The organism is Arthrobacter sp. C9C5, from assembly GCF_013359735.1.
Classification (GTDB): Bacteria; Actinomycetota; Actinomycetes; order Actinomycetales; family Micrococcaceae; genus Arthrobacter.
On the sequence record NZ_JABFMX010000001.1, the window covers coordinates 269004 to 292268 of the forward strand.

Here is a 23265-nt window from a genome sequence, read left to right on the forward strand (position 1 = left end):
AGAAGTGGTTGAAGAAACAGTGACAGCAAACGACTCTGCACCCGCTGCAGCAGCCTCCACCCCCGCCGTGCTCGTCCTCGAGGACGGCCGGATCTTCCGCGGCCGCAGCTACGGCGCCACCGGCACCGCGCTGGGCGAGGCGGTCTTCGCGACCGGCATGACCGGCTACCAGGAAACCATCACCGACCCGTCCTACGCCCGCCAGCTGGTCGTGCAGACCGCGCCGCACATCGGCAACACCGGCGTGAACAAGGACGACGCCGAATCCCGCCGCATCTGGGTGGCCGGCTACATCGTCCGCGACGCCGCGCGCCGCGCGTCGAACTGGCGTTCGGAACGCAGCCTCGACGAGGAACTCGTCGACCAGGGCATCGTGGGAATCCAGGGCGTCGACACCCGCGCCATCACCCGGCACCTGCGCGAACACAAGACCATGCGCGCCGGGATCTTCTCCGGCGAGGCCGCCGGCGCCACGGACAAGGAGCTCGTGGACACCGTGCTGGCCAGCGCGCCGATGGAAGGCTCCCGGCTCGCCGAGGAAGTCAGCGTCGACGAGGCGTACACGGTCGAGCCCGCCGACTGGGGCTGGGAGGGCGAGCCGCGGTTCAGCATCGCCGCGATCGACCTTGGCATCAAGCGCATGACCCCGATCCGCTTCGCCGAACGCGGCGTCCGGGTCCACGTCCTGCCGGCCACCGCCACGCTCGAAGACGTCAAAGCCGTCAACCCCGACGGCGTCTTCATGTCCAACGGCCCCGGCGACCCCGCCACCGCCGACAGCCAGGTGAACCTGCTGCGCTCCGTGCTGGACGCCAAGCTGCCCTACTTCGGCATCTGCTTCGGCAACCAGATCCTGGGCCGCGCCCTCGGCTTCGGCACCTACAAGCTCCGCTACGGCCACCGCGGCATCAACCAGCCCGTCATGGACCGCCGCACCGGCAAGGTCGAAATCACCTCGCAGAACCACGGCTTCGCCGTCGACGCCCCGCTCGACGGCGCCACCCAGGCTCCGGAGGAGCGCTTCGGCCGCGTCGAGGTCAGCCACGTCAGCCTCAACGACGACGTCGTCGAGGGCCTGTACTGCCTCGACATTCCCGCCTTCTCGGTCCAGTACCACCCCGAAGCGGCCTCCGGCCCGCACGACGCCGCCTACCTGTTCGACCGCTTCATCGAGCTGATGGCGGACACCCAGAACGCTGACACCAAGACTGCCACCGACTCCAAGACTGAGGACAAGAAGTAATGCCCAAGAGAACTGACCTTAAGAGCGTCCTGGTCATCGGTTCCGGCCCGATCGTGATCGGCCAGGCGGCCGAATTCGACTACTCCGGCACCCAGGCACTGCGCGTCCTCAAGGAGGAAGGCCTGCGCGTCATCCTCGTCAACTCCAACCCGGCCACGATCATGACCGACCCGGAGTTCGCCGATGCGACCTACATCGAGCCGATCACGCCCGAGGTCGTCGAGAAGATCATCGCCAAGGAACGCCCCGACGCCCTCCTGCCCACCCTGGGCGGCCAGACCGCACTGAACACGGCGATCGCCCTGGACAAGAACGGCGTGCTGGAGAAGTACAACGTTGAGCTGATCGGCGCCAACATCGCCGCGATCGAGCTCGGCGAGGACCGCGAGAAGTTCAAGGGCGTCGTGGAGCGCTGCGGCGCTGAATCCGCGCGCAGCCACATCATCCACAGCATGGACGAGGCCCTCACCGCGGCCCAGGACCTGGGCTACCCGATGGTGGTCCGGCCCTCCTTCACGATGGGCGGCCTCGGCTCCGGCCTGGCCTACAACGAGGAGGACCTGCGCCGGATCGTCGGCCAGGGCCTGCAGTACAGCCCCACGTCCGAGGTGCTGCTCGAAGAGAGCATCCTCGGCTGGAAGGAATACGAACTCGAGATGATGCGGGACAAGAACGACAACGTCGTGGTGGTCTGCTCCATCGAGAACTTCGACCCGGTGGGCGTGCACACCGGCGACTCCATCACCGTCGCCCCGGCGCTGACCCTGACTGACCGCGAGTACCAGCGGCTGCGCGACATCTCGATCGCCGTCATCCGCGAGGTCGGCGTTGACACCGGAGGCTGCAACATCCAGTTCGCCGTCGAGCCGGACACCGGCCGCGTCGTGGTGATCGAGATGAACCCCCGCGTCTCCCGCTCCTCGGCCCTGGCCTCCAAGGCCACCGGCTTCGCGATCGCCAAGATCGCCACCAAGCTCTCGCTCGGCTACACCCTGGACGAGATCCCGAACGACATCACGCAGAAGACGCCGGCCTCCTTCGAGCCGACGCTGGACTACGTCGTCGTCAAGGTGCCGCGCTTCGCCTTCGAGAAGTTCCCCGCCGCGGACTCCACGCTGACCACCACCATGAAGTCGGTGGGCGAGGCCATGGCCATGGGCCGGAACTTCACCGAGGCGCTGCAGAAGGCGCTGCGGTCGCTGGAGCAGAAGGGCTCCCAGCTGGACTTCAGCCCGGTCCCGGAATGGGAAGTCCCGGAACTGATCGAGAAGGCCAAGCGGCCCAGCACCGAACGGCTGCACCAGGTCCAGCGCGCGCTGCTCGGCGGCGCCACCCTGGAACAGCTGTTCGAGGCCACCAAGATCGACCCCTGGTACCTGGACCAGCTCCAGCTGCTGAACGAGATCTCGCAGGAAATCCGCCACTCCACCGCCCTGACCCAGGAGATGCTGCAGCGCGCCAAGCGGCACGGCTTCTCCGACGCGCAGATCGGGGCCCTGACGCACAACTCCGAGGACGTCGTCCGCGGCGTCCGGCAGGCCCTCGGCATCCGCCCGGTCTACAAGACCGTGGACACCTGCGCCGCGGAGTTCGCCGCGTATACGCCGTACCACTACTCGTCCTACGACGAGGAGGACGAGGTGGCGCTGCACGCCAAGCCGTCCATCATCATCCTCGGCTCCGGGCCGAACCGGATCGGCCAGGGCATCGAGTTTGACTACTCCTGCGTGCACGCCTCGATGGCGCTGCGCAAGGCCGGCTACGAGACCGTGATGGTCAACTGCAACCCGGAAACGGTCTCCACCGACTACGACGTCTCCACCCGGCTCTACTTCGAGCCGCTCACCCTTGAGGACGTCCTTGAGGTCATCGCGGCCGAAGAGCGCACCGGCGGCGTGATGGGTGTGTTCGTCCAGCTCGGCGGCCAGACCCCGCTCAAGCTCGCCCAGCAGCTCGCCGACGCCGGCGTGCCGATCCTCGGCACCTCGCCGGAGGCCATCGACCTGGCCGAGCACCGGGGCGCCTTCTCCCGGGTGCTTGATGAGGCCGGGCTGATCTCGCCGAAGAACGGCACCGCCGTCTCCTTCGAGGACGCCAAGAAGATCGCCGACGAGATCGGCTACCCGGTCCTGGTCCGGCCTTCCTACGTGCTCGGCGGCCGCGGCATGGAGATCGTCTACGACGAAGCGAACCTCTCCCGCTACATCGCCAACGCCACCGAAATCACCCCGGATCACCCGGTGCTGATTGACCGCTTCCTCGAGGACGCCGTTGAGATCGACGTCGACGCCCTCTACGACGGGAAGGACATGTACCTCGGCGGCATCATGGAGCACATCGAGGAAGCCGGGATCCACTCCGGCGACTCCGCGTGCGTGCTGCCGCCGATCACCCTGGGCAACAACGTGATCGACCGGGTCCGGACCGCCACCCGGGCCATCGCCGAAGGCGTCGGCGTCCGCGGCCTGATCAATATCCAGTTCGCCCTCGCCTCCGACGTGCTCTACGTGCTCGAGGCCAACCCGCGCGCCTCCCGCACCGTGCCGTTCGTCTCCAAGGCCACCGGCGTGCAGATGGCCAAGGCGGCAGCCCTGATCGGCACCGGGGTCACCATCAACCAGCTCCGCACCGCCTACAAGATGCTGCCGGAATCCGGTGACGGCTCGACGCTGCCGCTCGACGCCCCCGTGGCGGTCAAGGAAGCGGTGCTGCCGTTCAGCCGCTTCCGCACCCCCGAGGGCAAGGTTGTGGACTCCCTGCTGGGCCCGGAAATGCGCTCCACCGGCGAGGTCATGGGCATCGACAAGCACTTCGACACGGCCTTCGCCAAGAGCCAGGCAGCGGCCAACAACGCGCTGCCCACCGAAGGCAAGGTCTTCGTCTCCGTCGCCAACCGGGACAAGCGCGCCGTCATCATGGCCGTCAAGCGCCTCTCCGACCTCGGCTTCGAGATCGTCTCCACCGGCGGCACCGCCGACGTGCTGCGCCGCAACGGCCTGCAGGCCACCACGGTCCGCAAGGTCGCCGAGGGCTCCAGCGCCGAGGGTGAGGGCACCATCGCGGACCTGATCGTCGCCGGCGAAATCGACATGGTCTTCAACACCCCGTCCGGCGGCGAAGCCCGCGGCGACGGCTACGAAATCCGTGCCGCGGCCACGTCGATCGGCATCCCGTGCATCACCACGGTGGCGGAGTTCAACGCCGCCGTCCAGGCCATCGAGGCGATGCGGACTTACGAGTGGTCCGTCACCAGCCTGCAGGAGCACGCCGCGGCCCTGTTTGCTTCCCAGGAGCGGGTCGCGCAGGAAGCGAAAGCGCATGCCTGAGGCTGCCACCGCTGATACGGCAGGCCGGGAGCCCTTTGGCTCCCGGCTCGGCCGGGCCATGGCGGAGCGCGGCCCGCTCTGCGTGGGCATCGACCCGCATCCGGCGCTGTTGCAGCGCTGGGGCCTGAACGACGACGTCGCCGGGCTGGAGCGCTTCTCGCTCACCGTGCTCGAGGCCGTGGCCTCGCTCGCTGCCGCGGTAAAGCCGCAGGTGGCGCTTTATGAGCGCCACGGCTCGGCCGGCATGGCCGTGCTGGAACGAACCCTCGCGGCGTCCGCGGAGGCCGGGGTGCTCAGCATCGCAGACGCCAAGCGTGGCGACATCGGATCCACCATGGCCGCCTACGCCGACGCCTGGCTGCGCGACGGCTCGGCCCTGGCCGCTGACTCGGTGACGTTGAGCCCCTACCTCGGCTTCGAATCGCTCCGGCCGGCGCTTGACCTCGCGGCGGAGGCCGGGCGAGGCGTCTTCGTCCTTGCCCTGACGTCCAACCCGGAGGGCGCCTCCGTGCAGCATGTCGGCGGTGCCGATTCGGTGGCACGGCGGATTGTCCGGGCCGCCGCCGCGGAGAACCAGCGCTACGGTGTTGATCATGACGCCGGGAAACTGGGCTCCGTCGGACTTGTCGTCGGCGCGACCGTCGGTTCCGCATTGACGGACCTTGACCTGGACCTGGCGGCGGTACACGGCCCGATCCTGGCGCCGGGCCTGGGCGCGCAGGGTGCCACAGCCGCCGATCTGCGGCGCACCTTCGGCAGCGCCTACGGCCAGGTGCTTGGCACCTCAAGCCGGGACATCCTCGGCGCCGGGCCGCAGCCTGCCGGGCTGCGGGACGCTGCGCAGCGCACGCTCGACGAACTCCGCGCAGCCTAGCCCATATCGCCGCGGCCATCCGCCACGGCGGAGGCGCTTGTGGGCCGGCCCTGCGGGTTTGCTGCGTCGTTTGCCACAGATGGCCGCTATGGACCGGGCATGCCGGCCATCTGTGGCGAACGGGTGACGCCGGCTATCCCGGTGGGCCGCGCTGGTGCACGTCCGCGGTGTGGCCAGAAAGGCGTCGGCCGCAGCTGTCGCGCCGGAAGCGATCCATTGCTTTCCGGCGACTCCAGACTGTAAGTTCAGGACAAGTCCGCGGTACCAGCCGGGGTATGCGCGGCCCGTCTCACGGTCACGTCTGACCAGGCCGTTTGCGTGGTCTCGGCTGACAATGCAGGGAGGACCTCAGTGAGCTTGCGACCCCTCACGCCGCAGGAGCGTGCCGACGCCCTGCACAAGGCCGCCGCGGCCAGGCTGGCCCGGGCGGCCGCGAAGGAGCGGCTGAAGTCGGGGGAACTGTCGATCGCGGAACTGCTCAGTGCGGGGGAGACGGACGAAGCGATCGCCCGGATGCGGGTCGTGGAGCTGCTGGAAGCGCTGCCGGGAATCGGGCACGTGCGCGCCGCGGCGATCATGGACCGGATCGGCATCGCGGCCTCCCGGCGGGTGCGCGGCCTGGGAATCCACCAGCGCCGGGCGCTGGTAGATTTTATAGACGAGAAATAGCTTGGCCCGCCGAGCTTCCACCACCGCCCAAAGGAATACGTGAGCAAGAAACCCGGACTGACAGTCCTCGCCGGTCCGACGGCTGTCGGCAAAGGCACCGTGTCCACCTATATTCGGGACCACTATCCCGAAGTCTGGCTTTCGGTCTCCGCAACCACCCGCCCGCCGCGGCCCGGTGAGATCGACGGGGTGCACTACTACTTCAAGTCCAAGGAGGAGTTTGATGCCCTCGTGGCAGCAGGAGAACTCTTGGAATGGGCTGTGGTGCATGGACAAAACACTTACGGCACCCTCAAGAGCACAGTAGACGCGGCAATTGCTGAGGGTCGCTCGGTGCTTTTGGAAATTGACCTGCAGGGCGCACGCCAGGTGAAGAAGGCCGTTCCGGACGCGCAGTTCGTCTTCCTAGCCCCGCCAAGCTGGGAAGAATTGGTGCGCCGCCTGGTGGGCCGCGGCACCGAATCCGCCGAGGAACAGCAGCGACGGCTGGAAACCGGTAAAGTAGAACTAGCCGCTGAACCGGAGTTCGATCACACAGTCATCAATGATGACGTACGTCGGGCAGCGGATGAGCTTGTTTCACTCATGGGGCTAACGCCGCGCCCGCACTAACCGCAGGGTCGGATTGGCCCGTTAGAATTTGGAGAATTCGTGTCCACGAACCTTGAAGGCATCATCAACCCGCCGATCGACGAGCTGCTGAAGGCTGCCGATTCGAAGTACGGACTGGTGATTTTCGGTGCCAAGCGCGCCCGGCAGATCAACGCCTACTACGCCCAGCTGCACGAGGGCCTGTTCGAGTACGTCGGCCCGCTGGTCGACACCAAGCTGAACGAAAAGTCGCTGTCCATCGCCCTGCGCGAAATCAACGAAGGCAAGCTCGTTTCCACGCCGATCGAAGCCGCCGCAGAGTAATAACTCTGCTGCCTGACGGAGGTCACGTGCGCATAGTCCTCGGAGTCGGGGGAGGGATTGCCGCCTACAAGGTGGCGTCGCTCCTCCGGCTTTTTACTGAAGCCGGCCATGACGTCACCGTCATTCCCACCGAGGCCGCCACCCGGTTCGTCGGCGTGGCCACCTGGGAGGCCCTCTCCGGGCACCCGGTCAGCAACAGCGTCTTCGACGAGGTGCACACCGTCAACCATGTCCGGCTCGGCCACGAGGCGGAACTGATCGTGGTGGCACCGGCCACGGCTGACCTGCTGGCCCGCGCCGCCACCGGCCAGGCTAATGACCTGCTGACCAACACGCTGCTGATGGCCGGCGGCCCGGTCCTGATGGCCCCGGCCATGCACACCGAAATGTGGCGGCACCCGGCAACCCAGGCCAACGTGGAAACGCTGCGCAGCCGCGGCATCACCGTGCTCGAACCCGCCACGGGCCGGCTGACCGGGGCGGATTCCGGTCCGGGCCGGCTGCCCGAACCCGAGGCAATCTTCGCTGCCGCGCTGGCCCTGGCCGGCGCTCCGGCCGTGCCTAACACGGTGCCCACCACCGCCTCCGCAGCCGGGCCCCTGGCCGGGCTCACCGTCACCGTCAGCGCCGGCGGCACCCGCGAACCGCTGGACCCGGTCCGGTTCCTGGGCAACCGTTCCTCCGGCAAGCAAGGCGTGGCGCTGGCCGTCGCCGCCCGCGAGGCCGGCGCCCGGGTCCGGCTGCTGGCGGCCCACATGGACGTCCCGGCCCCCGCCGGCGTCGAGGTGGTGCAGGTTGAGACCGCGCTGGAACTGCGCAAGGCGGCCCTGCATGCCGCCGCCGATTCCGACGTCGTCATCATGGCCGCCGCTGTGGCGGACTTCCGCCCCGCGGATGTCTCCGGAACCAAAATCAAGAAGCGCGACGACGTCGCCGATCCCGTGATTTCGCTGGTCCGCAACCCGGACATCCTCCGGGAACTCGTCGAGGTCCGTGACGCCGCGTCCCGCAACCAGCTGATCGTGGGTTTCGCGGCCGAAACCGGCGACGCCGACGGAGACGTCCTCGAGTACGCGCAGGCCAAGCTGCGCCGCAAGGCCTGCGACCTGCTGGTGGTCAACCAGGTGGGCCAGAACCAGGTCTTTGGCCAGGACAGCAACGCCGTAGTCATCCTTTCGCGGTCTGGCTCCGAACCCCAAGAGGCGTCGGGTTCCAAATCCGACGTCGCGGCTGCCGTCATTGACCGCATCAGCGCCGAGTTAAGCCGGGTTGTCCCGCCCGCATAAGCGCTGGCGTAATCAAGGTCTCCTTAGCAGGGGGACACACGCCGCCGGACGTCCGTTTCCCAACCAGTAAGGTAGTTGAGTGACTTTACCGCTGCACATCCCAGACTTCCATGGGTCCACGCCCGCCTCGCTCCGGCTCTTCACGTCCGAGTCGGTGACCGAAGGACACCCCGACAAGATCTGTGACCAGATCAGCGATGCGATCCTCGACGCCCTGCTGGCCAAGGACCCGGAGTCCCGCGTCGCGGTCGAGACCCTCGCCACCACCGGCTTGGTGCACGTGGCCGGTGAAGTCACCACGGACGCCTACGTCGAGATCCCGCAGATCGTCCGCGAGACCATCCTGGGAATCGGCTACGACTCTTCCGCGAACGGCTTCGACGGCGCCCGCTGCGGCGTGTCGGTCTCCATCGGCCAGCAGTCCAACGACATCGCCGGCGGCGTGTTCAACTCCCTCGAAGCGCGCGAAGGCCGCCAGGAAGACGATTACGACCTCCAGGGCGCCGGCGACCAGGGCATCATGTTCGGCTACGCCAGCGACGAGACCCCGTCCTACATGCCGGTCCCGATCTGGCTCGCGCACCGGCTTTCCGAGCGGCTCACCGAGGTCCGCAAGTCGGGCCAGCTGGGCTACCTGCGCCCCGACGGCAAGACCCAGGTCACCGTGGGCTACGACGGCGACCGTCCGGTCTCGGTCGAGACCGTCGTGATCTCGAGCCAGCATGCGGAAGGCGCCAGCCTGGACCAGCTCCGCGCCGACCTCGCCGAGCACGTCGTCGACCCGGTCATGGCGCTGTCCAACCTGGACATCTCCCGGGCCCGCAACATCCTTAACCCGGCCGGCGCCTTCGTGATCGGCGGTCCGGTGGGTGACGCCGGACTGACCGGCCGCAAGATCATCGTCGACACCTACGGCGGCATGGCCCGGCACGGCGGCGGCGCGTTCTCCGGCAAGGATCCGTCCAAGGTGGACCGCTCCGCCGCCTACGCGATGCGCTGGGTTGCCAAGAACGTGGTGGCCGCCGGGCTCGCGAAGCGCGCCGAAATCCAGATCGCCTATGCGATCGGCCAGGCCCGCCCGGTTGGCACCTACGTGGAGACCTTCGGGACCGAAACCGTCGATCCGGCCCGGATCAGCGCCGCGATTGCCGAGATTTTCGACCTCCGCCCCCGCGCCATCATCGACGCGCTCGACCTCAAGCGTCCGATCTACGCCAAGACGGCCGCGCACGGCCACTTCGGCCGCGAGGAGCCTGACTTCACCTGGGAGCGCCTGGACCGGGTCGACGAGCTGAAGGCCTTCTTCAACGCCTAAGAACCGGCCGAACCGCTGGATGTTGTCATAGCTCTTCAATGTCACAGCTCTTGAATGTCACAGCTCTTGAATGTCACAGCTCTGTGATGTGCTGTAGCCAGGCCGCCGAACGGCGGCCTGGCTACAGCTTTAATGTTGATCCATACCCTGGTTGTCGGAGTTTCCAGGCTTTTTACTTGACCCATTCCAGCGCCGAAGGGAGGCAGGCACCATGACTCCAGACCGCCGCGCCGCCGCGCCGGAGGAACCGCTTCAGCTCTCGCTGCTGCACGGCTTCCCCGCCTCCGCGGCAGCCGCCGGGCCTGCCCTTGCCGCGGAACTGCCGGTGGCCCGGGTGCTGCTGGAATCCTCCCTCCCGCACCTGGACCGCCCGTTCGACTACAGCGTGCCGGCGGACCTCGACGCCGTGGCCCGGCCGGGCGTGCGGGTCAAGGTGAAATTCAGCGGCCAGGAGCTTGGCGGATACCTGCTGGAACGCACGGCGGCGTCCGACGCCGGCCACCCGCTGGTGCCGCTGTTCAAGGTCGTGTCCCCGGTTCCGGTGCTCACGCCCGCCGTGGCCGAACTGGCCGGGAGGGTCGCGGCGCGCTACGCCGGAACTGTCAGCGACGTCCTGCGCGTCGCCATCCCGCCCCGGATGGCCAAAATGGAAAAGGACTACGCACCGGGCGGCCTTCTCGACCCGGCGCTCTTCGCCGCCGGCGACGACGCCCGTGCTGAGCTGCCTGCTGCCCCTCCGTCTGGCTGGGCGGAGTATCACAACGGCCCGGCGTTCCTCCAGCACCTGGGAGCGGGGGAGTCGCCGCGTGCCGTGCTGAGCGCCCTGCAGGGGTTTGGTCCCGGCGGCTGGCCCCGGATGGTTGCCGAGGCCGTTGCCGCCGTCCGCCGCTCCGACCGGGGCGCCGTCGTCGTGGTGCCGGACTACCGGGACCTGGACCGGGTGGAGGCGGCCCTGCTGGAACACCTGCCGGCCGGCGACGTCGCCCGGCTCACGGCCGACGACGGACAGACCCCGCGGTACCGCAACTTCCTGCGGGTCCTCAGCGGTGCCGCAGGGGTCGCTGTGGGCACCCGTTCCGCCGCCTACGCCCCGGTGCGGAACCTGGGCCTGGTGGTGTGCTGGGACGACGGCGACGACCTGCACATCGAGCAGCGTTCCCCCTACGCCCACGCCCGTGAAGTCCTGCTGCTCCGGGCCGCGCATGAAAGCGCCGCCTGCCTGCTCGCCGGGCACGCCCGCAGCACGGAGACGCAGCGACTGGTGGAATCCGGCTGGGCCCGCCCGGTCGAGGCGGAGCGCTCCGTGATGCGCCGCAGCGTCCCGCGCGTCCAGAACACCGCGGACAGTTTCGAACAGGAGCGCGACCCGCTGGCGCGGATCGCCCGGTTGCCGGGCGCCGCATGGCGCGCCGCGAAGGAAGGCCTGGAACGCGGTCCCGTCCTCGTTCAGGTCGCCCGGGCCGGATACGCGCCGTCCCTGGCCTGCGAACGCTGCCGCGAAGCGGCGCGCTGCACCGCCTGCAACGGCCCGCTGGCCATTTCCGGGCCCGCCGGCAGCGCCGCGGTACCTGTGTGCCGGTGGTGCTCCGCGGCCGCCCCGGACTGGCACTGCGTGCACTGCAACGGGGTCCGGCTCCGGCGGGGCGCCACCGGGGCCCTGCGGACGGCAGAGGAACTGGGCCGGGCGTTTCCGGGCAAACCCGTCGTCACTTCCTCCGGCGACCGCGTCCTGGCCACGGTCCCGGACTCAAAGGCGCTCGTGGTCGCGACGGTCGGCGCCGAACCGGTCGCGGCGGGCGGGTACGCGGCCGCACTGCTGCTCGACGGCGACTCGCTGCTGCGCCGCGAGAACCTCCGCGCGGGCGAGGACGCCGTGCGGCGCTGGTTCAACGCCGCCGCCCTGGTCCGTTCCGCGGCCGAGGGCGGCCTTGTGGTCGTCACCGCCGAGGACACGGCAGGAGTCGGGGCACTGCTGCGCTGGGACCCCGCTGGGTACGCCGGGCGCGAGCTCGCCCTGCGGCAGGAGCTGTCCCTGCCGCCGGCGGTCCGGATCGCGTCCGTCACCGGCGGCCGGACCGCCGTCGGGCACTTCACCCAGGCCGTCGAACGGGCGCTGGCCAAACAGGGCATCGTGCTGCGGCAGGCCGGACCGGCGCCGCTGCCGGGCGTCGGCGGATCCGGAACCGCGTCACCGGCGGCCGGTGCGGAGCGGCGCGGCGGCGAGGACGTGCGGACGCTGCTCTTCATCCCGTACGCCGAAGCCACCGAGGCCACGAAGGCCATGCGCGCGGTCAAGGCCGCGGCCGCCGCCAAGCGCACCGACGATCCGGTGCAGCTGCGGCTCGACGGCGTCGACGTGCTCTAGCGGCGCTTGCGCCGACGCAGGGCCACGGCCTCTTCGGCGGCGGCCAGCAGGCGCTGCGCGGAGGCGTCCCAGCTGAACCCGGCCGCGCGCTGCACCGCACGGCTGGAGCGCTCCTTCCAGAGCTCGGGCTCCTCGAGCTCGCGGACCGCGGCGGCAAACGCGGACGGGGAGTCAGGGTCGACGTAACTGACGGCGTCGGCGCCCACCTCGCGGAAAATCGGAATGTCGCTGGCGATGACCGGAGTGCCGTGCGACATCGCTTCCACGAGCGGCAGGCCGTAGCCCTCGGCCTTGGAGAGGCTGACCAGAGCGGTGGTGCGGGCCAGCAGCGCCTCGTACTCGGCATCCGTGACGCCGTTGTGGAACAAGATGCTGGCGCCCGCGGGGGCCAGCGCCTCCAGCTCGGCCCTGCGTTCGGGCGTGATCCGGCTCAGCAGGTGCAGTGTCATCTCGGGCAGCCCGGCCATGCCCTTGACCATGGTTTCGACATTCTTGTAGGGCATGAAGGACCCCATGTAGAGCAGCGTCTTGTCGGCGCCGGCGCCGGGATCCCGAGGCGTCAGCCCGGGCTGCGGGGCGTTGCCGACGATCCGGACCGGTCGCTTCGTCAGGCGGTATTTCGCCATCAGGGCCTCGGTGGTGGAGCTGATGGTCGCGACGACGTCGGCCCGGTTCAGCAGGACCCGCTGGGGCCAGAACGCCTTGTGGTAGAGCCGCCAGAGGACGCGGACCGGGGCCGGGAGGAAGCCGGGAGGTGCCGGGTGCTCGTAGTAGATCAGGTCGTGCAGGGTCAGGACCAGGGCGTACTTCCGGCCCCAGCTGCCCATGGTCTGCATCGGGCACACCACCACGTCGGCCCCCAGCGGGTTGACCTTGCCCGCCACGAACAACTCCGCGGGCGAGAGCGGGCTGTTGATCAGGGTGTAGGGGACGTCCGGGAGCAAGGCCAGCTGGCGCGTATCGCTGATCAGCATGGAGACGTCCGCGACCTTGGCGGTCGCGGCAATGAGGCTGGCGCCGTAACGGCTGATGCCATCGTGGTGGTCGAGCCTGGTGAAGCGGGCGTCAATAAGGATTTTCACGCGGCGTGGTCCTTCAGGAAGCGTCGGATGAAGCCCGCGGCGGGTTCCGGGGTTTCATAATGGATCAGGTGCCCGACGCCGGGAATGACTTCGAGGCTGGCGTCCGGCAGCAGCGGGAGCAGCTTGTGCTGGTCGGGGAGGGTGGCGATTTCGTCCTTCTCGCCGGCCACGAGCAACACCGGCAGGGCCAGCCGCGGGGCCACCTCCGCGACGTTGCTGCTGACCGAGGCCTTGAAGGCTTCGAGCAGGCTGTCGCGGTCGGCGAAGGCGGAGAAGTACGCGCTGTGCTGGGCGTGGACGAACCTGCGCAGCGCCTTGTCCGGGGTCTTGGCCATGGTCTCACTCATCACCCGGACGATCAGCTGGTTGCGCAACAGCGCGTTCCCGAGTCCGCGGGGGAGCCGGGCCGCCGCCTCGTAGTACAGCACCGCGGCCTTGGTCATCAGCCCCTTGGGCCCCTCCAGCGCGGGTGCGGCGATGGGGTTGATCAGAATCAGTTCGGCGACCGCGCCGGGATGGTCCGCCACGAAGTGGCTGGCGATGATCGAACCGAAGGAGTGGCCCAGCAACACCGTGTCCTGGCCCAGCCCGAGGGCGGCCATGAAGTCAGCGATGAACCGGCCGTAACCACTAACGCTGTGCCCGCCGGCCCGGAACGCGGCGGAGGCGCCGAACCCCGGCAGGTCCGGCATGATGAGGCGCATCTCGGGCAGCTGGTCGACCACCCGGAGCAGGCCGTGGTGGTCGCCGCGGAAGCCGTGGATCACAAGGATGGTCCGGGTGTCGGCGGTCTCCCGGACCGGCTCATAGCTCCAGTAGGCGACCCGTGTACCGTCCAGGTCCACCGCGGAGGCGCTGCTGCGCGTTTCCAGTTCGGGGCTGAGCAGGGGAGGCAGGGGGGTAGGCTCGGTGGCCACGTGTTCCATTCGTTCGGGTCCTAGTTGACGTCGTCGGGGTTCGAGCCGGTGCGGAATCCCCGGTCCAGGCCGGCCAGGGCGTCCAGGTCCGCGGTGCTGAGGCTGAAACCGAAGATGTCGTGGTTCTCGCGGATCCGCGCGTAGGAGCTGGCTTTGGGGATGACGACGTTGCCCAGCTCCAGGTGCCAGCGCAGGATGACCTGGGCCGCGGTCCGCCGGTGCGCCGCGGCGAGCTCCAGCACCACCGGGTCCTCCAGCACCTGGCCCCGGCCCAGCGGGCTCCACGCCTCGGTGGTGATGCCCAGCGACGCGTGCAGGGATCTCAGCTCGGCCTGTTGCAGCCAGGGATGCAGCTCAATCTGGTTGACCGCGGGTACCACTTCGGCGGTCTGGAGCAGCCGCTCCAGATGTGCGGGCTGGAAGTTGGACACCCCGATGGCGCGGACCTTCCCTTCGCGGTAGAGCGATTCGAGTGCGCGGTAGCTCTCCGTGAAGAGTCCGCGCCGGGCGCACGGCCAGTGGATCAGGTAGAGGTCCACATATTCGAGGCCCAGCTTGGCGATCGAGGTGTCGAAGGCACGCAGCGTCGCGTCATAGCCCTGGTCATCATTCCAGAGCTTGGTGGTCACGAAAATGTCCTCCCGGGCGAGCGAGGGGTGCAGCTCGCCGGAGCCGCCGTTGGAACCGTCGAAGGCGGACAGGGCGCCGATCGCTTTCCCGACGCCCGTCTCGTTCCCGTACATCGCCGCAGTGTCGAAATGACGGTAACCGGCCTCCAGCGCCATGGTCACGAGCCCGGCGGCGTCCGCGGGCGGAACCTTGTAAAGCCCGAACCCGAGGCGGTCCATCATCACGCCATTGTTCAAGGTCAGCCGGGGGGAGATTCTCATAGCAACGACTCTACCCATTCCGGGCACCCGGCCGCGGGTGACCGGCCGTCAGGACAGGCCCTCGGCACTGACCAGCCGCCGGGCGCTGGCCTCATCCAGGATCAGGTCCGTGGCCAGGCCGGCAGCGAGCGCCCCGCGCAACCCGTTGATCTTGGACGCGCCGGAGACCACGCAGATCCGGCGCCGGACCTGCCGGAGCTGGGCCAGGTCGGGCCCGGTGGAGCGTTCGTTGAGGGTAATGCCGTCCGAGGAGCCGTCCGCGCGGAAGAAGACGGTGGCGACGTCGCCGACGACGTCGGAACTCGCCAGGACGCTCAGGTCGTCCTCGTCCAGGTAGCCGCCGGCGTAGACGTGGCTGGGGTAGTCGGCGTCGACCGATCCCACACCGAAAATGGCGATGCTCATCCGGGACTGCAGCTGCAGGATCCGTTGAACACTGCGCTCATTCCACATGGCCTTCTTGGTCGCGGCGTGGTCAAAGAACGCCGGCACCGGGAACTGTTCCACCCGCGCTCCGTAGGCGCTGCCGAAGCGCCGCATGATGTCCGAGGCGTAGGTGATGCCCGTGGTCTGCATGTTTCCGGCTCCGTTGAGCTGCACGATGATGCTGTCATGGGTGATCTTCCGGGTCAGGTGCCGGCTCACCGCGCTCAGCGTCGAACCCCACGCCACCCCGATGATCGCGTTCGAGTCCACGAGCGGGCCGATGGTACGTGCGGCCTGCATTGCCACGCGGTCCAGCGTTTCGGCCTCGTTGAGCGTGTCCACCACCGGGACGACGTGCACATCGACCTTGTATTCGGCGCGGATCATGCTGGCGAGCTCGGGTCCGGTGTCCAGCGGGCTGCGGATCTGGATCTGCACGAGCCCCGATTCCCGGGCCGCCGACAGCAGCCGCGAGACGGTCGAGCGGGACGTCCGGAGCTCACGGGCGATGGCGTCCATCGTCAGGTCCTGGAGGTAATACAACTGGGCGGCCCGGAGGGCGTCGGACTGGCGGGTTGGCGACATTCCATTTCCAATCTGCACGTTTGTGCATAGTGCTTGACTCCATTTTCCATTAGTCCAAAGAATAGTGTTGAACGGCGACGTGCCCGGTGGGCGCGCCGCACAGCATCAATCCCCAAGGAGCAGTTTTGGGAAACAAGGTTTCATCCGGCAATCCGGCGTCGAGCACACAGCGCACGTCCGTGCAGCAGTTGCGGAACCGTCCGCACGCGCAGGTGCTCATCATCGGCGGCGGCATCAACGGAGTCGGAACCTTCCGTGACCTGGCCCTGCAGGGTGTCGACGTTGCCCTCGTCGAACGCGGCGACTTCTGCCAGGGAGCCAGCGGCGCCTCCTCGCACATGATTCACGGCGGCATCCGGTACCTGGAAAACGGCGAGTTCCGCCTCGTCCAGGAGTCTGTGGTGGAACGCAACCGGCTCCTCCGGATTGCGCCGCACTACGTGAAGCCGCTGCAGACCACCATCCCGATCTTCAGCACCTTTTCGGGCATCCTTGCCGCGCCGCTGCGGTTCCTGACCCACAAGCAGGGAAAGCACACCGAGCGCGGCGCCTTCCTGATCAAGCTGGGCCTGAGCATGTACGACTCGTTCTCCCGTGACGGCGGCACCGTGCCGCGCCACCAGTTCCGCGGCCGCAAGCGCGCCCTGGCCGAACTGCCCCGGCTGCACCCCGGCATCAAGTACGCCGCGACCTACTTCGACGCCTCCGTGCACAACCCGGAGCGGCTCACCCTGGACGTGCTCCAGGACGGCGAGAAGGCCGGCGAGGCGGCCGGCAACGGCGCCCGGGCCAGCAACTACCTCTCCCTGGTCTCGATGGACGGCGCGGCCGGTTCCGGCAACGGCACCGCGACCGCCGGCGCGAAGGCCGGAACCGTCCAGCTCCGGGACGAACTGACCGGTGACGTCTTCGATTTCAGCGCCGACGTCGTGGTCAACACCACCGGCGCCTGGGTGGACCTGACTAACCAGGCCATGGGCGCCGCCTCGTCGTTCATGGGCGGCACCAAGGGCTCCCATATCGTCCTGGACCACCCCGGGCTGCTCGAGGCCTGCCAGGGCCGGGAGATCTTCTTCGAGCACACGGACGGCCGGATCGTGCTGATCTACCCGATGGGTGACCGCGTGCTGGTCGGCACCACCGACATCGACGCCGACCTGTCCGAGGACACCGTCTGCACCGACGCCGAGATCGACTACTTCTTCGACCTCATCGGGCACGTCTTCCCGGACATCGCGGTTGACCGCGAGCAGATCGTCTACACCTTCTCCGGTGTCCGTCCGCTGCCCAAGCACGACGCCACGCAGCCGGGCTTCGTCAGCCGCGACTACCGGATCGAACGCCGCGGGCCCGGCAAGGGTTCGGCACAGCTGGCCGCCGGCGGCGCCGTCGTGCTCAGCCTGGTGGGCGGCAAGTGGACCACGTTCCGGGCCCTCGCCGAACACCTCAGTAACGACGTCCTCGCCGAACTCGGCATGGAACGGAAAGTCTCGACCGCCAAACTTGCCATCGGCGGCGGGGCAGGCTTCCCCGAAACCGAGGACGGCGTCCAGCGCTGGATCAAGGCCCACATGGGGGCCGGCCGCGACGCAGACCGGACGGCGGGCCTGCTCACCCGCTACGGCACCCGCGCGGTGGACGTCATGGCCTACCTCGATGCCGGGCCCGACCGGCTGCTGCACTCCACCCGGGAACTGAGCGTCCGGGAGCTGGAGTTCATGGCGGCCAACGAGCAGATCGGACACCTGGTGGACGTGCTGATCCGCCGCACCTCACTCGCGTTCCGCGGGCTCGTGACGGGGGAGTTGCTGAACGAGGTCGCCGAGATCCTGTCCGGACCGCTGGGCTGGGACGCGGCGGCCCGGACCGCCGAGATCGACCACGCCCAGGAGGTGCTCCAGCGGTTCCACGGCGTCCAGGTACACAGCCTGGTCGCCTGACGACTTGAGTGTCCGGAGGCTGGACCTTCCGGGCACAAGGGCTGCGGGGTTTCTCCCAGGGGAACCCGCAGTGGCCGGCCGGCAGCGCGAAACCGTTGCCGGCCCAACGGCCCTTCAAACTCGCGAAGGGCTGACAACAGAAAATAGAGGAGTCAAAGATGTCTCTTGGAATAGTTTTCCTGTCCGAAGTATTCGGCACCGCAATGCTGACCCTGCTGGGTTGCGGCGTTGTGGCCAACGTCGCGCTCAAAGGAACGAAGGGCAACAACGGCGGGTTCCTGATGGTCACCTGGGGATGGGGCATTGCCGTCTTCTGCGGTGTCTTCGTTGCGGCCAAGTCCGGGGCGCACCTGAACCCGGCCGTCACCTTCGGCCTGCTGCTCAACGGCAAGAAGGAGTACGCCCCCGGTGTCGCAGTCGATTTCGGCTCCACCCTGACCTACTTCGGCGGGGAACTGCTGGGCGCATTCCTGGGTGCCGTCGTGATGTGGCTCGCCCACAAGCAGCACTTTGATGTCGAGCCCGAGCCCGCCAGCAAGCTGGGCGTTTTCTCCACCGGACCCGCCATCCGCTCCACCCCGTGGAACCTGATCACGGAAATCATCGGCACCTTCGTCCTCGTCTTCGTCATCCTGACCTTCGGCGGGACCCCGTCGGGACTTGGCCCGCTGGCCGTGGCACTGCTGGTTGTCGGCATCGGTGTTTCCCTCGGCGGCCCCACCGGCTACGCCATCAACCCCGCCCGTGACCTTGGCCCGCGCATCGCCCACGCCCTGCTGCCCATCAAGGGCAAGGGTTCCTCGGACTGGAGCTACTCGTGGATCCCGGTCGTCGGACCGCTGATCGGCGGCGGACTCGCCGGCGTCGTAGCAGCCGTGGTGCCGATCATCGCCACCGCCGCCGCCTGATCCTGCCGCGCAGGACCCTGAACCAAACCCGATCGAATCGCATCACTTCAACCGCCAGGCTCAACAGACAAGGACGTCAGCATGAACCAGTATGTAATCGCCATTGACCAGGGAACGACGAGCACCCGCGCCATCGTGTTCGACCACAGCGGCAACATCGTTTCCTCCGGCCAGATGGAACACGAGCAGATTTTCCCGCAGGCCGGCTGGGTGGAGCACGACCCCGCCGAGATCTGGAACAACACCCGAGAGGTCATCGCCTCCGCACTGTCCAAAGCCAATCTCACCCGGCACGACATTGCCGCCGTCGGCATCACCAACCAGCGCGAAACCGCGGTGGTCTGGGACAAGACCACCGGAAAGGCCGTCTACAACGCTATCGTCTGGCAGGACACCCGCACCCAGCCGATCGTCGACGAACTGGCCAAGGACGGCGGGCTGGAGCGTTTCAAGCAGAAGGTCGGCCTGCCGCTGGCCACCTACTTCTCCGGCACCAAGATCAAGTGGATCCTCGACAACGTCGAGGGCGCCCGGGCCAAGGCAGAAGCCGGCGACCTCGTCTTCGGCAACACCGACAGCTGGGTGCTGTGGAACCTCACCGGCGGAACCGATGGCGGCGTGCACGTCACCGACGTGACCAACGCGTCCCGGACCATGTTCATGGACCTCGACACGCTGTCCTGGGACCAGGAAATCCTGGACGCCTTCGGTGTCCCGGCCTCCATGATGCCCGCCATCAAGTCCTCCTCCGAGGTGTACGGCACTGTCCACACCTCCCAGCTGCTGCGCGAAGTTCCGGTCGCCGGCATCCTCGGCGACCAGCAGGCGGCAACCTTCGGCCAGGCCGCGTTCGACGCCGGCGAGGCCAAGAACACCTACGGCACGGGCTGCTTCCTCATCTTCAACACCGGCGAGGAAATCGTCCACTCCAAGAACGGGCTGCTGACCACGGTCGGCTACAAGCTCGGCGACGCCAAGCCGCACTACGCCCTGGAAGGCTCGATCGCTGTCACCGGTTCGCTGATCCAGTGGCTGCGCGACAATCTGGGCATGATCGGCAGCGCCCCGGAGGTCGAGACCCTGGCCGCTTCGGTTGAGGACAACGGCGGCGTCTACATCGTTCCGGCCTTCTCCGGCCTGTTCGCGCCGTACTGGCGCTCCGACGCCCGCGGCGCGATCGTCGGCCTGACCCGGTTCGTGAACAAGAACCACATCGCCCGCGCGGCGCTGGAGGCCACCGCGTTCCAGACCCGCGAGGTGCTCGACGCCGTCAACGCCGACTCGGGGGTTCCGCTGACGGAACTTAAGGTCGACGGCGGCATGGTCGCCAACGACGCGCTGATGCAGTTCCAGGCCGACATCCTGGGCGTGCCGGTGATCCGGCCGAAGGTCGTCGAGACGACCTCGCTCGGCGCCGCCTACGCGGCCGGCCTCGCCGTCGGCTTCTGGAAGGACCTGGGCGAGTGCTCGGCCAACTGGTCCGAGGACAAGCGCTGGGAACCGAAGATGGACCAGGCGGAGCGCGAGCGCCAGATGCGTCTCTGGAAGAAGGCCGTCACCAAGTCCATGGACTGGGTCGACGAGGACGTGAAGTAAGACCCAGCCTCTGTCGAGGGAGGCCGCACCCGCCCTGCCCGCTTCGCGGTGCCCACCACACCCTGGCGGGGTGCGGCCTCCCTCTCCAGTGCGTCCATGCTTCAGCCGCTCGTGGCGACTTACGGTGGGAGGTAGGCGGTGCGCTAAAGTAGTCGTATGCGTGCGATCCTCCTGCTTAGTTAGCCGCCCGGCATCCCGGCGAAAACCCGGATTGCCGAGCGGCAGCCCCTCCGTGTCGAGGGGCTTTTGTGTGTCCGGGATATGTACCGGACCGCAGCAGGGGACCAAGGGATCAGGCGGGACAGTCCTGATCCGACAAGATCGAAAGAACAGAAGAGGCCAGCAGTGAGCGTTCAGCCGGAGACAGAGACCGGAACAGCAGCAGCCGTCGCGAGCGAAGGCCCCGAAGAGGGCGCCTACAGCTTCGCCGCCATGGAGGCCAAATGGCCGCAGGTCTGGGAGGACCTCAAGGTCTTCACGCCCCTGGACGACGGTTCGAAGGAACGCCGCTACGTGCTGGACATGTTCCCGTACCCGTCCGGCGACCTGCACATGGGCCACGCCGAAGCATTCGCGATGGGCGACGTCGTCGCCCGCTACCTGCGCCAGCAGGGCTACGATGTGCTGCACCCGATCGGCTGGGACTCCTTCGGCCTGCCGGCGGAGAACGCCGCCATCAAGCGGAACGCGCACCCCAGCGAGTGGACGTACGCCAACATCGACACCCAGGCGGCGTCGTTCAAGCGCTACGCCATCTCCGCTGACTGGTCCCGCCGGCTGCATACCTCGGATCCCGGGTACTACCGCTGGACCCAGTGGCTGTTCAAGCGCTTTTACGAGCGCGGGCTGGCCTACCGCAAGAACTCTCCGGTCAACTGGTGCCCCAAGGACCAGACCGTGCTGGCCAACGAGCAGGTCGTCAACGGCGCCTGCGAACGGTGCGGCACCGCCGTGACGAAGAAGTCCCTGAACCAGTGGTACTTCAAGATCACCGACTACGCCGACCGGCTGCTGGATGACATGGACGAGCTGCGCGGGCACTGGCCCGAGCGGGTCCTGGCCATGCAGAAGAACTGGATCGGCCGTTCCGAGGGCGCCCACGTCAACTTCGTGGTCGAGGCCGACGGCGGCAAGCCCGCCAAGGACGTCACGGTCTTCACCACGCGCCCGGACACCCTGTACGGCGCGACGTTCTTCGTGGTCGCCGCCGACGCCCCGCTGGCTGTCGAGCTGGTCACCGAGGAACACGCTGCGGCCCTGGACGCCTACCGCGAACAGGTCAAGGCGCTGTCGGAGATTGAGCGCCAGTCCACCGAGCGGGAAAAGACCGGCGTCTTCACCGGCCGCTACGCCATCAACCCGCTGAACGGCGAGAAGCTGCCGGTCTGGGCGGCCGACTACGTGCTGGCCGATTACGGCACCGGCGCCATCATGGCTGTCCCGGCCCACGACCAGCGCGACCTGGACTTCGCCAAGACCTTCGACCTGCCCGTCCGGGCGGTCCTGGACACCGGCGAGGAAAACCCCGCCGTGTCCGGCACGGCGACCACCGGCGAGGGTACCCTGATCAACTCCGGCGCCCTGGACGGGCTGCCGAAGGCCGAGGCCATCCCGACCGCCATCGCGATCCTGGAGCAGCTGGGCACCGGCGAGAAGTTCGTGAACTTCCGCCTGCGCGACTGGCTGCTGAGCCGCCAGCGGTTCTGGGGCACCCCGATTCCGATCATCCACTGCCCGGCCTGCGGCGAGGTCCCGGTCCCGGACGACCAGCTGCCAGTAACCCTGCCGGAGGACCTGCGCGGCGAGGATCTGTCCCCGAAGGGCACCTCCCCGCTGGCCGCCGCCGAAGCCTGGGTCAACGTCGAGTGCCCCAGCTGCCACGGCCCGGCCAAGCGCGACACGGACACCATGGACACCTTCGTGGACTCCTCCTGGTACTTCCTGCGCTTCGTCTCGCCCGACTACACCGAGGGTCCGTTCGATCCGGCCAAGATCAACGACTGGATGCCCGTGGGGCAGTACGTCGGCGGGGTGGAGCACGCCATCCTGCACCTGCTGTACGCCCGCTTCTTCACCAAGGTCATCCACGACCTGGGCCTGATCGAGGCCGACGAACCGTTCAGGGCGCTGCTGAACCAGGGCCAGGTGCTCAACGGCGGCAAGGCCATGAGCAAGTCCCTCGGCAACGGCGTGGACCTGGGCGAGCAGCTGGACAAGTTCGGCGTCGACGCCGTGCGGCTCACCATGATCTTCGCTTCCCCGCCGGAGGACGACGTCGACTGGGCGGATGTGTCGCCGTCGGGCTCCGCGAAGTTCCTGGCCCGCGCCTGGCGGCTCGGCCAGGACGTCAGCAGCGAGCCCGGCGTCGACTTCGCCGCCGGTGACCGCGCCCTGCGCACCGTCACCCACCGCACCATCGCCGACGCGCAGGCGCTGCTGGACCACAACAAGTTCAACGTGGTGGTGGCAAAGCTGATGGAACTGGTCAACGCGACCCGTAAAACCATTGATGCCGGCGCCGGCGGCGCGGACCCTGCCGTTCGCGAGGCCGTGGAGGCTGTTGCGGTGATCCTGAGCCTCTTCGCGCCGTACACCGCCGAGGACCTGTGGAACGTACTGGGGCACCCGGCGTCGGTAGCCAACGCCGGCTGGCCCACGCACGACGAGACCCTGCTGGTGCAGGATACGGTGACCGCCGTCGTCCAGGTCCAGGGCAAGGTGCGGGACCGGCTCGAGGTTTCCCCGGGAATCTCCGAGGACGAACTGCGCGAACTGGCGCTGGCCTCGGAAAATGTCCAGCGCGCGCTGGACGGCAGGGGGATCCGCACGGTCATTGTGCGGGCACCTAAACTGGTCAACATCGTCCCGGCCTAGCCGGGCAAGGCCGTTCGTGAACCGGCCGCCGGCAGAAGCCGGCGGCCGGAACTC

17 protein-coding genes are annotated in these 23265 nt (G+C 68.2%); 13 read left to right on the forward strand and 4 right to left on the reverse strand.

Annotated features, from left to right (window positions below; translation table 11 throughout):
- The first annotated feature begins 4 nt into the window (after positions 1-4).
- The 9 genes from carA to HNO80_RS01355 all read left to right on the forward strand — a co-directional run bounded on the left by carA (position 5) and on the right by HNO80_RS01355 (position 11993).
- Positions 5-1243: a glutamine-hydrolyzing carbamoyl-phosphate synthase small subunit gene (gene carA, locus HNO80_RS01315; RefSeq protein ID WP_502707795.1), complete on the forward strand. Its 1239-nt coding sequence runs from the start codon at positions 5-7 to the stop codon at positions 1241-1243.
- On the forward strand, positions 1243-4569 hold the full coding sequence (gene carB / locus HNO80_RS01320; protein ID WP_175321034.1) for a carbamoyl-phosphate synthase large subunit: 3327 nt from the start codon (positions 1243-1245) through the stop codon (positions 4567-4569). Before carA ends, carB begins: the two co-directional genes overlap by 1 nt.
- Positions 4562-5443 carry an orotidine-5'-phosphate decarboxylase gene (gene pyrF, locus HNO80_RS01325; protein WP_175321035.1) on the forward strand — a complete coding sequence of 294 codons (882 nt, stop codon included), beginning with the start codon at positions 4562-4564 and terminating at the stop codon, positions 5441-5443. The genes carB and pyrF overlap by 8 nt, the downstream gene beginning before the upstream one ends.
- Before the next feature lie 351 nt (positions 5444-5794).
- A complete protein-coding gene (gene mihF / locus HNO80_RS01330; protein WP_175321036.1) occupies positions 5795-6112 on the forward strand; it encodes an integration host factor, actinobacterial type in 318 nt (105 codons plus the stop codon).
- A gap of 39 nt (positions 6113-6151) precedes the next feature.
- The gene (gmk, locus tag HNO80_RS01335; protein ID WP_175321037.1) at positions 6152-6724 is read left to right on the forward strand and encodes a guanylate kinase; all 573 of its coding nucleotides are present in this window, start codon (positions 6152-6154) and stop codon (positions 6722-6724) included.
- 39 nt (positions 6725-6763) lie between these two features.
- Positions 6764-7027 (forward strand): DNA-directed RNA polymerase subunit omega, encoded by a 264-nt coding sequence (gene rpoZ / locus HNO80_RS01340; protein ID WP_138769242.1) that lies wholly within the window; start codon positions 6764-6766, stop codon positions 7025-7027.
- Positions 7028-7053: 26 nt separating this feature from the next.
- Positions 7054-8313: a bifunctional phosphopantothenoylcysteine decarboxylase/phosphopantothenate--cysteine ligase CoaBC gene (gene coaBC, locus HNO80_RS01345; RefSeq protein WP_175321038.1), complete on the forward strand. Its 1260-nt coding sequence runs from the start codon at positions 7054-7056 to the stop codon at positions 8311-8313.
- A gap of 79 nt (positions 8314-8392) precedes the next feature.
- Positions 8393-9628 carry a methionine adenosyltransferase gene (metK, locus tag HNO80_RS01350; RefSeq protein ID WP_175321039.1) on the forward strand — a complete coding sequence of 412 codons (1236 nt, stop codon included), beginning with the start codon at positions 8393-8395 and terminating at the stop codon, positions 9626-9628.
- A gap of 211 nt (positions 9629-9839) precedes the next feature.
- A complete protein-coding gene (locus HNO80_RS01355; protein WP_175321040.1) occupies positions 9840-11993 on the forward strand; it encodes a primosomal protein N' in 2154 nt (717 codons plus the stop codon).
- Here the strand turns inward: HNO80_RS01355 and HNO80_RS01360 are convergent.
- Genes HNO80_RS01360 through HNO80_RS01375 form a run of 4 tightly spaced genes read right to left on the reverse strand, consistent with a single transcriptional unit; the run spans position 11990 to position 15893 of the window.
- A complete protein-coding gene (locus tag HNO80_RS01360) occupies positions 11990-13075 on the reverse strand; it encodes a glycosyltransferase family 4 protein (protein ID WP_175321041.1) in 1086 nt (361 codons plus the stop codon). The two genes, HNO80_RS01355 and HNO80_RS01360, sit on opposite strands and share 4 nt — an antisense overlap.
- A complete protein-coding gene (locus HNO80_RS01365; protein WP_175321042.1) occupies positions 13072-14001 on the reverse strand; it encodes an alpha/beta fold hydrolase in 930 nt (309 codons plus the stop codon). Before HNO80_RS01365 ends, HNO80_RS01360 begins: the two co-directional genes overlap by 4 nt.
- 11 nt (positions 14002-14012) lie before the next feature.
- Complete coding sequence (locus HNO80_RS01370) at positions 14013-14882, reverse strand: aldo/keto reductase (protein ID WP_175321043.1); 870 nt, start codon at positions 14880-14882, stop codon at positions 14013-14015.
- A gap of 48 nt (positions 14883-14930) precedes the next feature.
- Complete coding sequence (locus tag HNO80_RS01375) at positions 14931-15893, reverse strand: sugar-binding transcriptional regulator (protein ID WP_175321044.1); 963 nt, start codon at positions 15891-15893, stop codon at positions 14931-14933.
- 125 nt (positions 15894-16018) lie between these two features.
- On the opposite strand from HNO80_RS01375, the gene HNO80_RS01380 reads away from it, so the two are divergent.
- From HNO80_RS01380 to leuS, 4 genes are all read left to right on the forward strand, one after another.
- Positions 16019-17833 carry a glycerol-3-phosphate dehydrogenase/oxidase gene (locus tag HNO80_RS01380; protein WP_175321045.1) on the forward strand — a complete coding sequence of 605 codons (1815 nt, stop codon included), beginning with the start codon at positions 16019-16021 and terminating at the stop codon, positions 17831-17833.
- Between the two features lie 158 nt (positions 17834-17991).
- A complete protein-coding gene (locus HNO80_RS01385) occupies positions 17992-18741 on the forward strand; it encodes an MIP/aquaporin family protein (protein WP_175321046.1) in 750 nt (249 codons plus the stop codon).
- Positions 18742-18822: 81 nt separating this feature from the next.
- Positions 18823-20337, forward strand: a complete 1515-nt coding sequence (gene glpK, locus HNO80_RS01390; protein WP_175321047.1) for a glycerol kinase GlpK — start codon at positions 18823-18825, stop codon at positions 20335-20337.
- A gap of 345 nt (positions 20338-20682) precedes the next feature.
- The gene (gene leuS, locus HNO80_RS01395; RefSeq protein ID WP_175321048.1) at positions 20683-23211 is read left to right on the forward strand and encodes a leucine--tRNA ligase; all 2529 of its coding nucleotides are present in this window, start codon (positions 20683-20685) and stop codon (positions 23209-23211) included.
- The last annotated feature ends 54 nt before the right edge of the window (positions 23212-23265 follow it).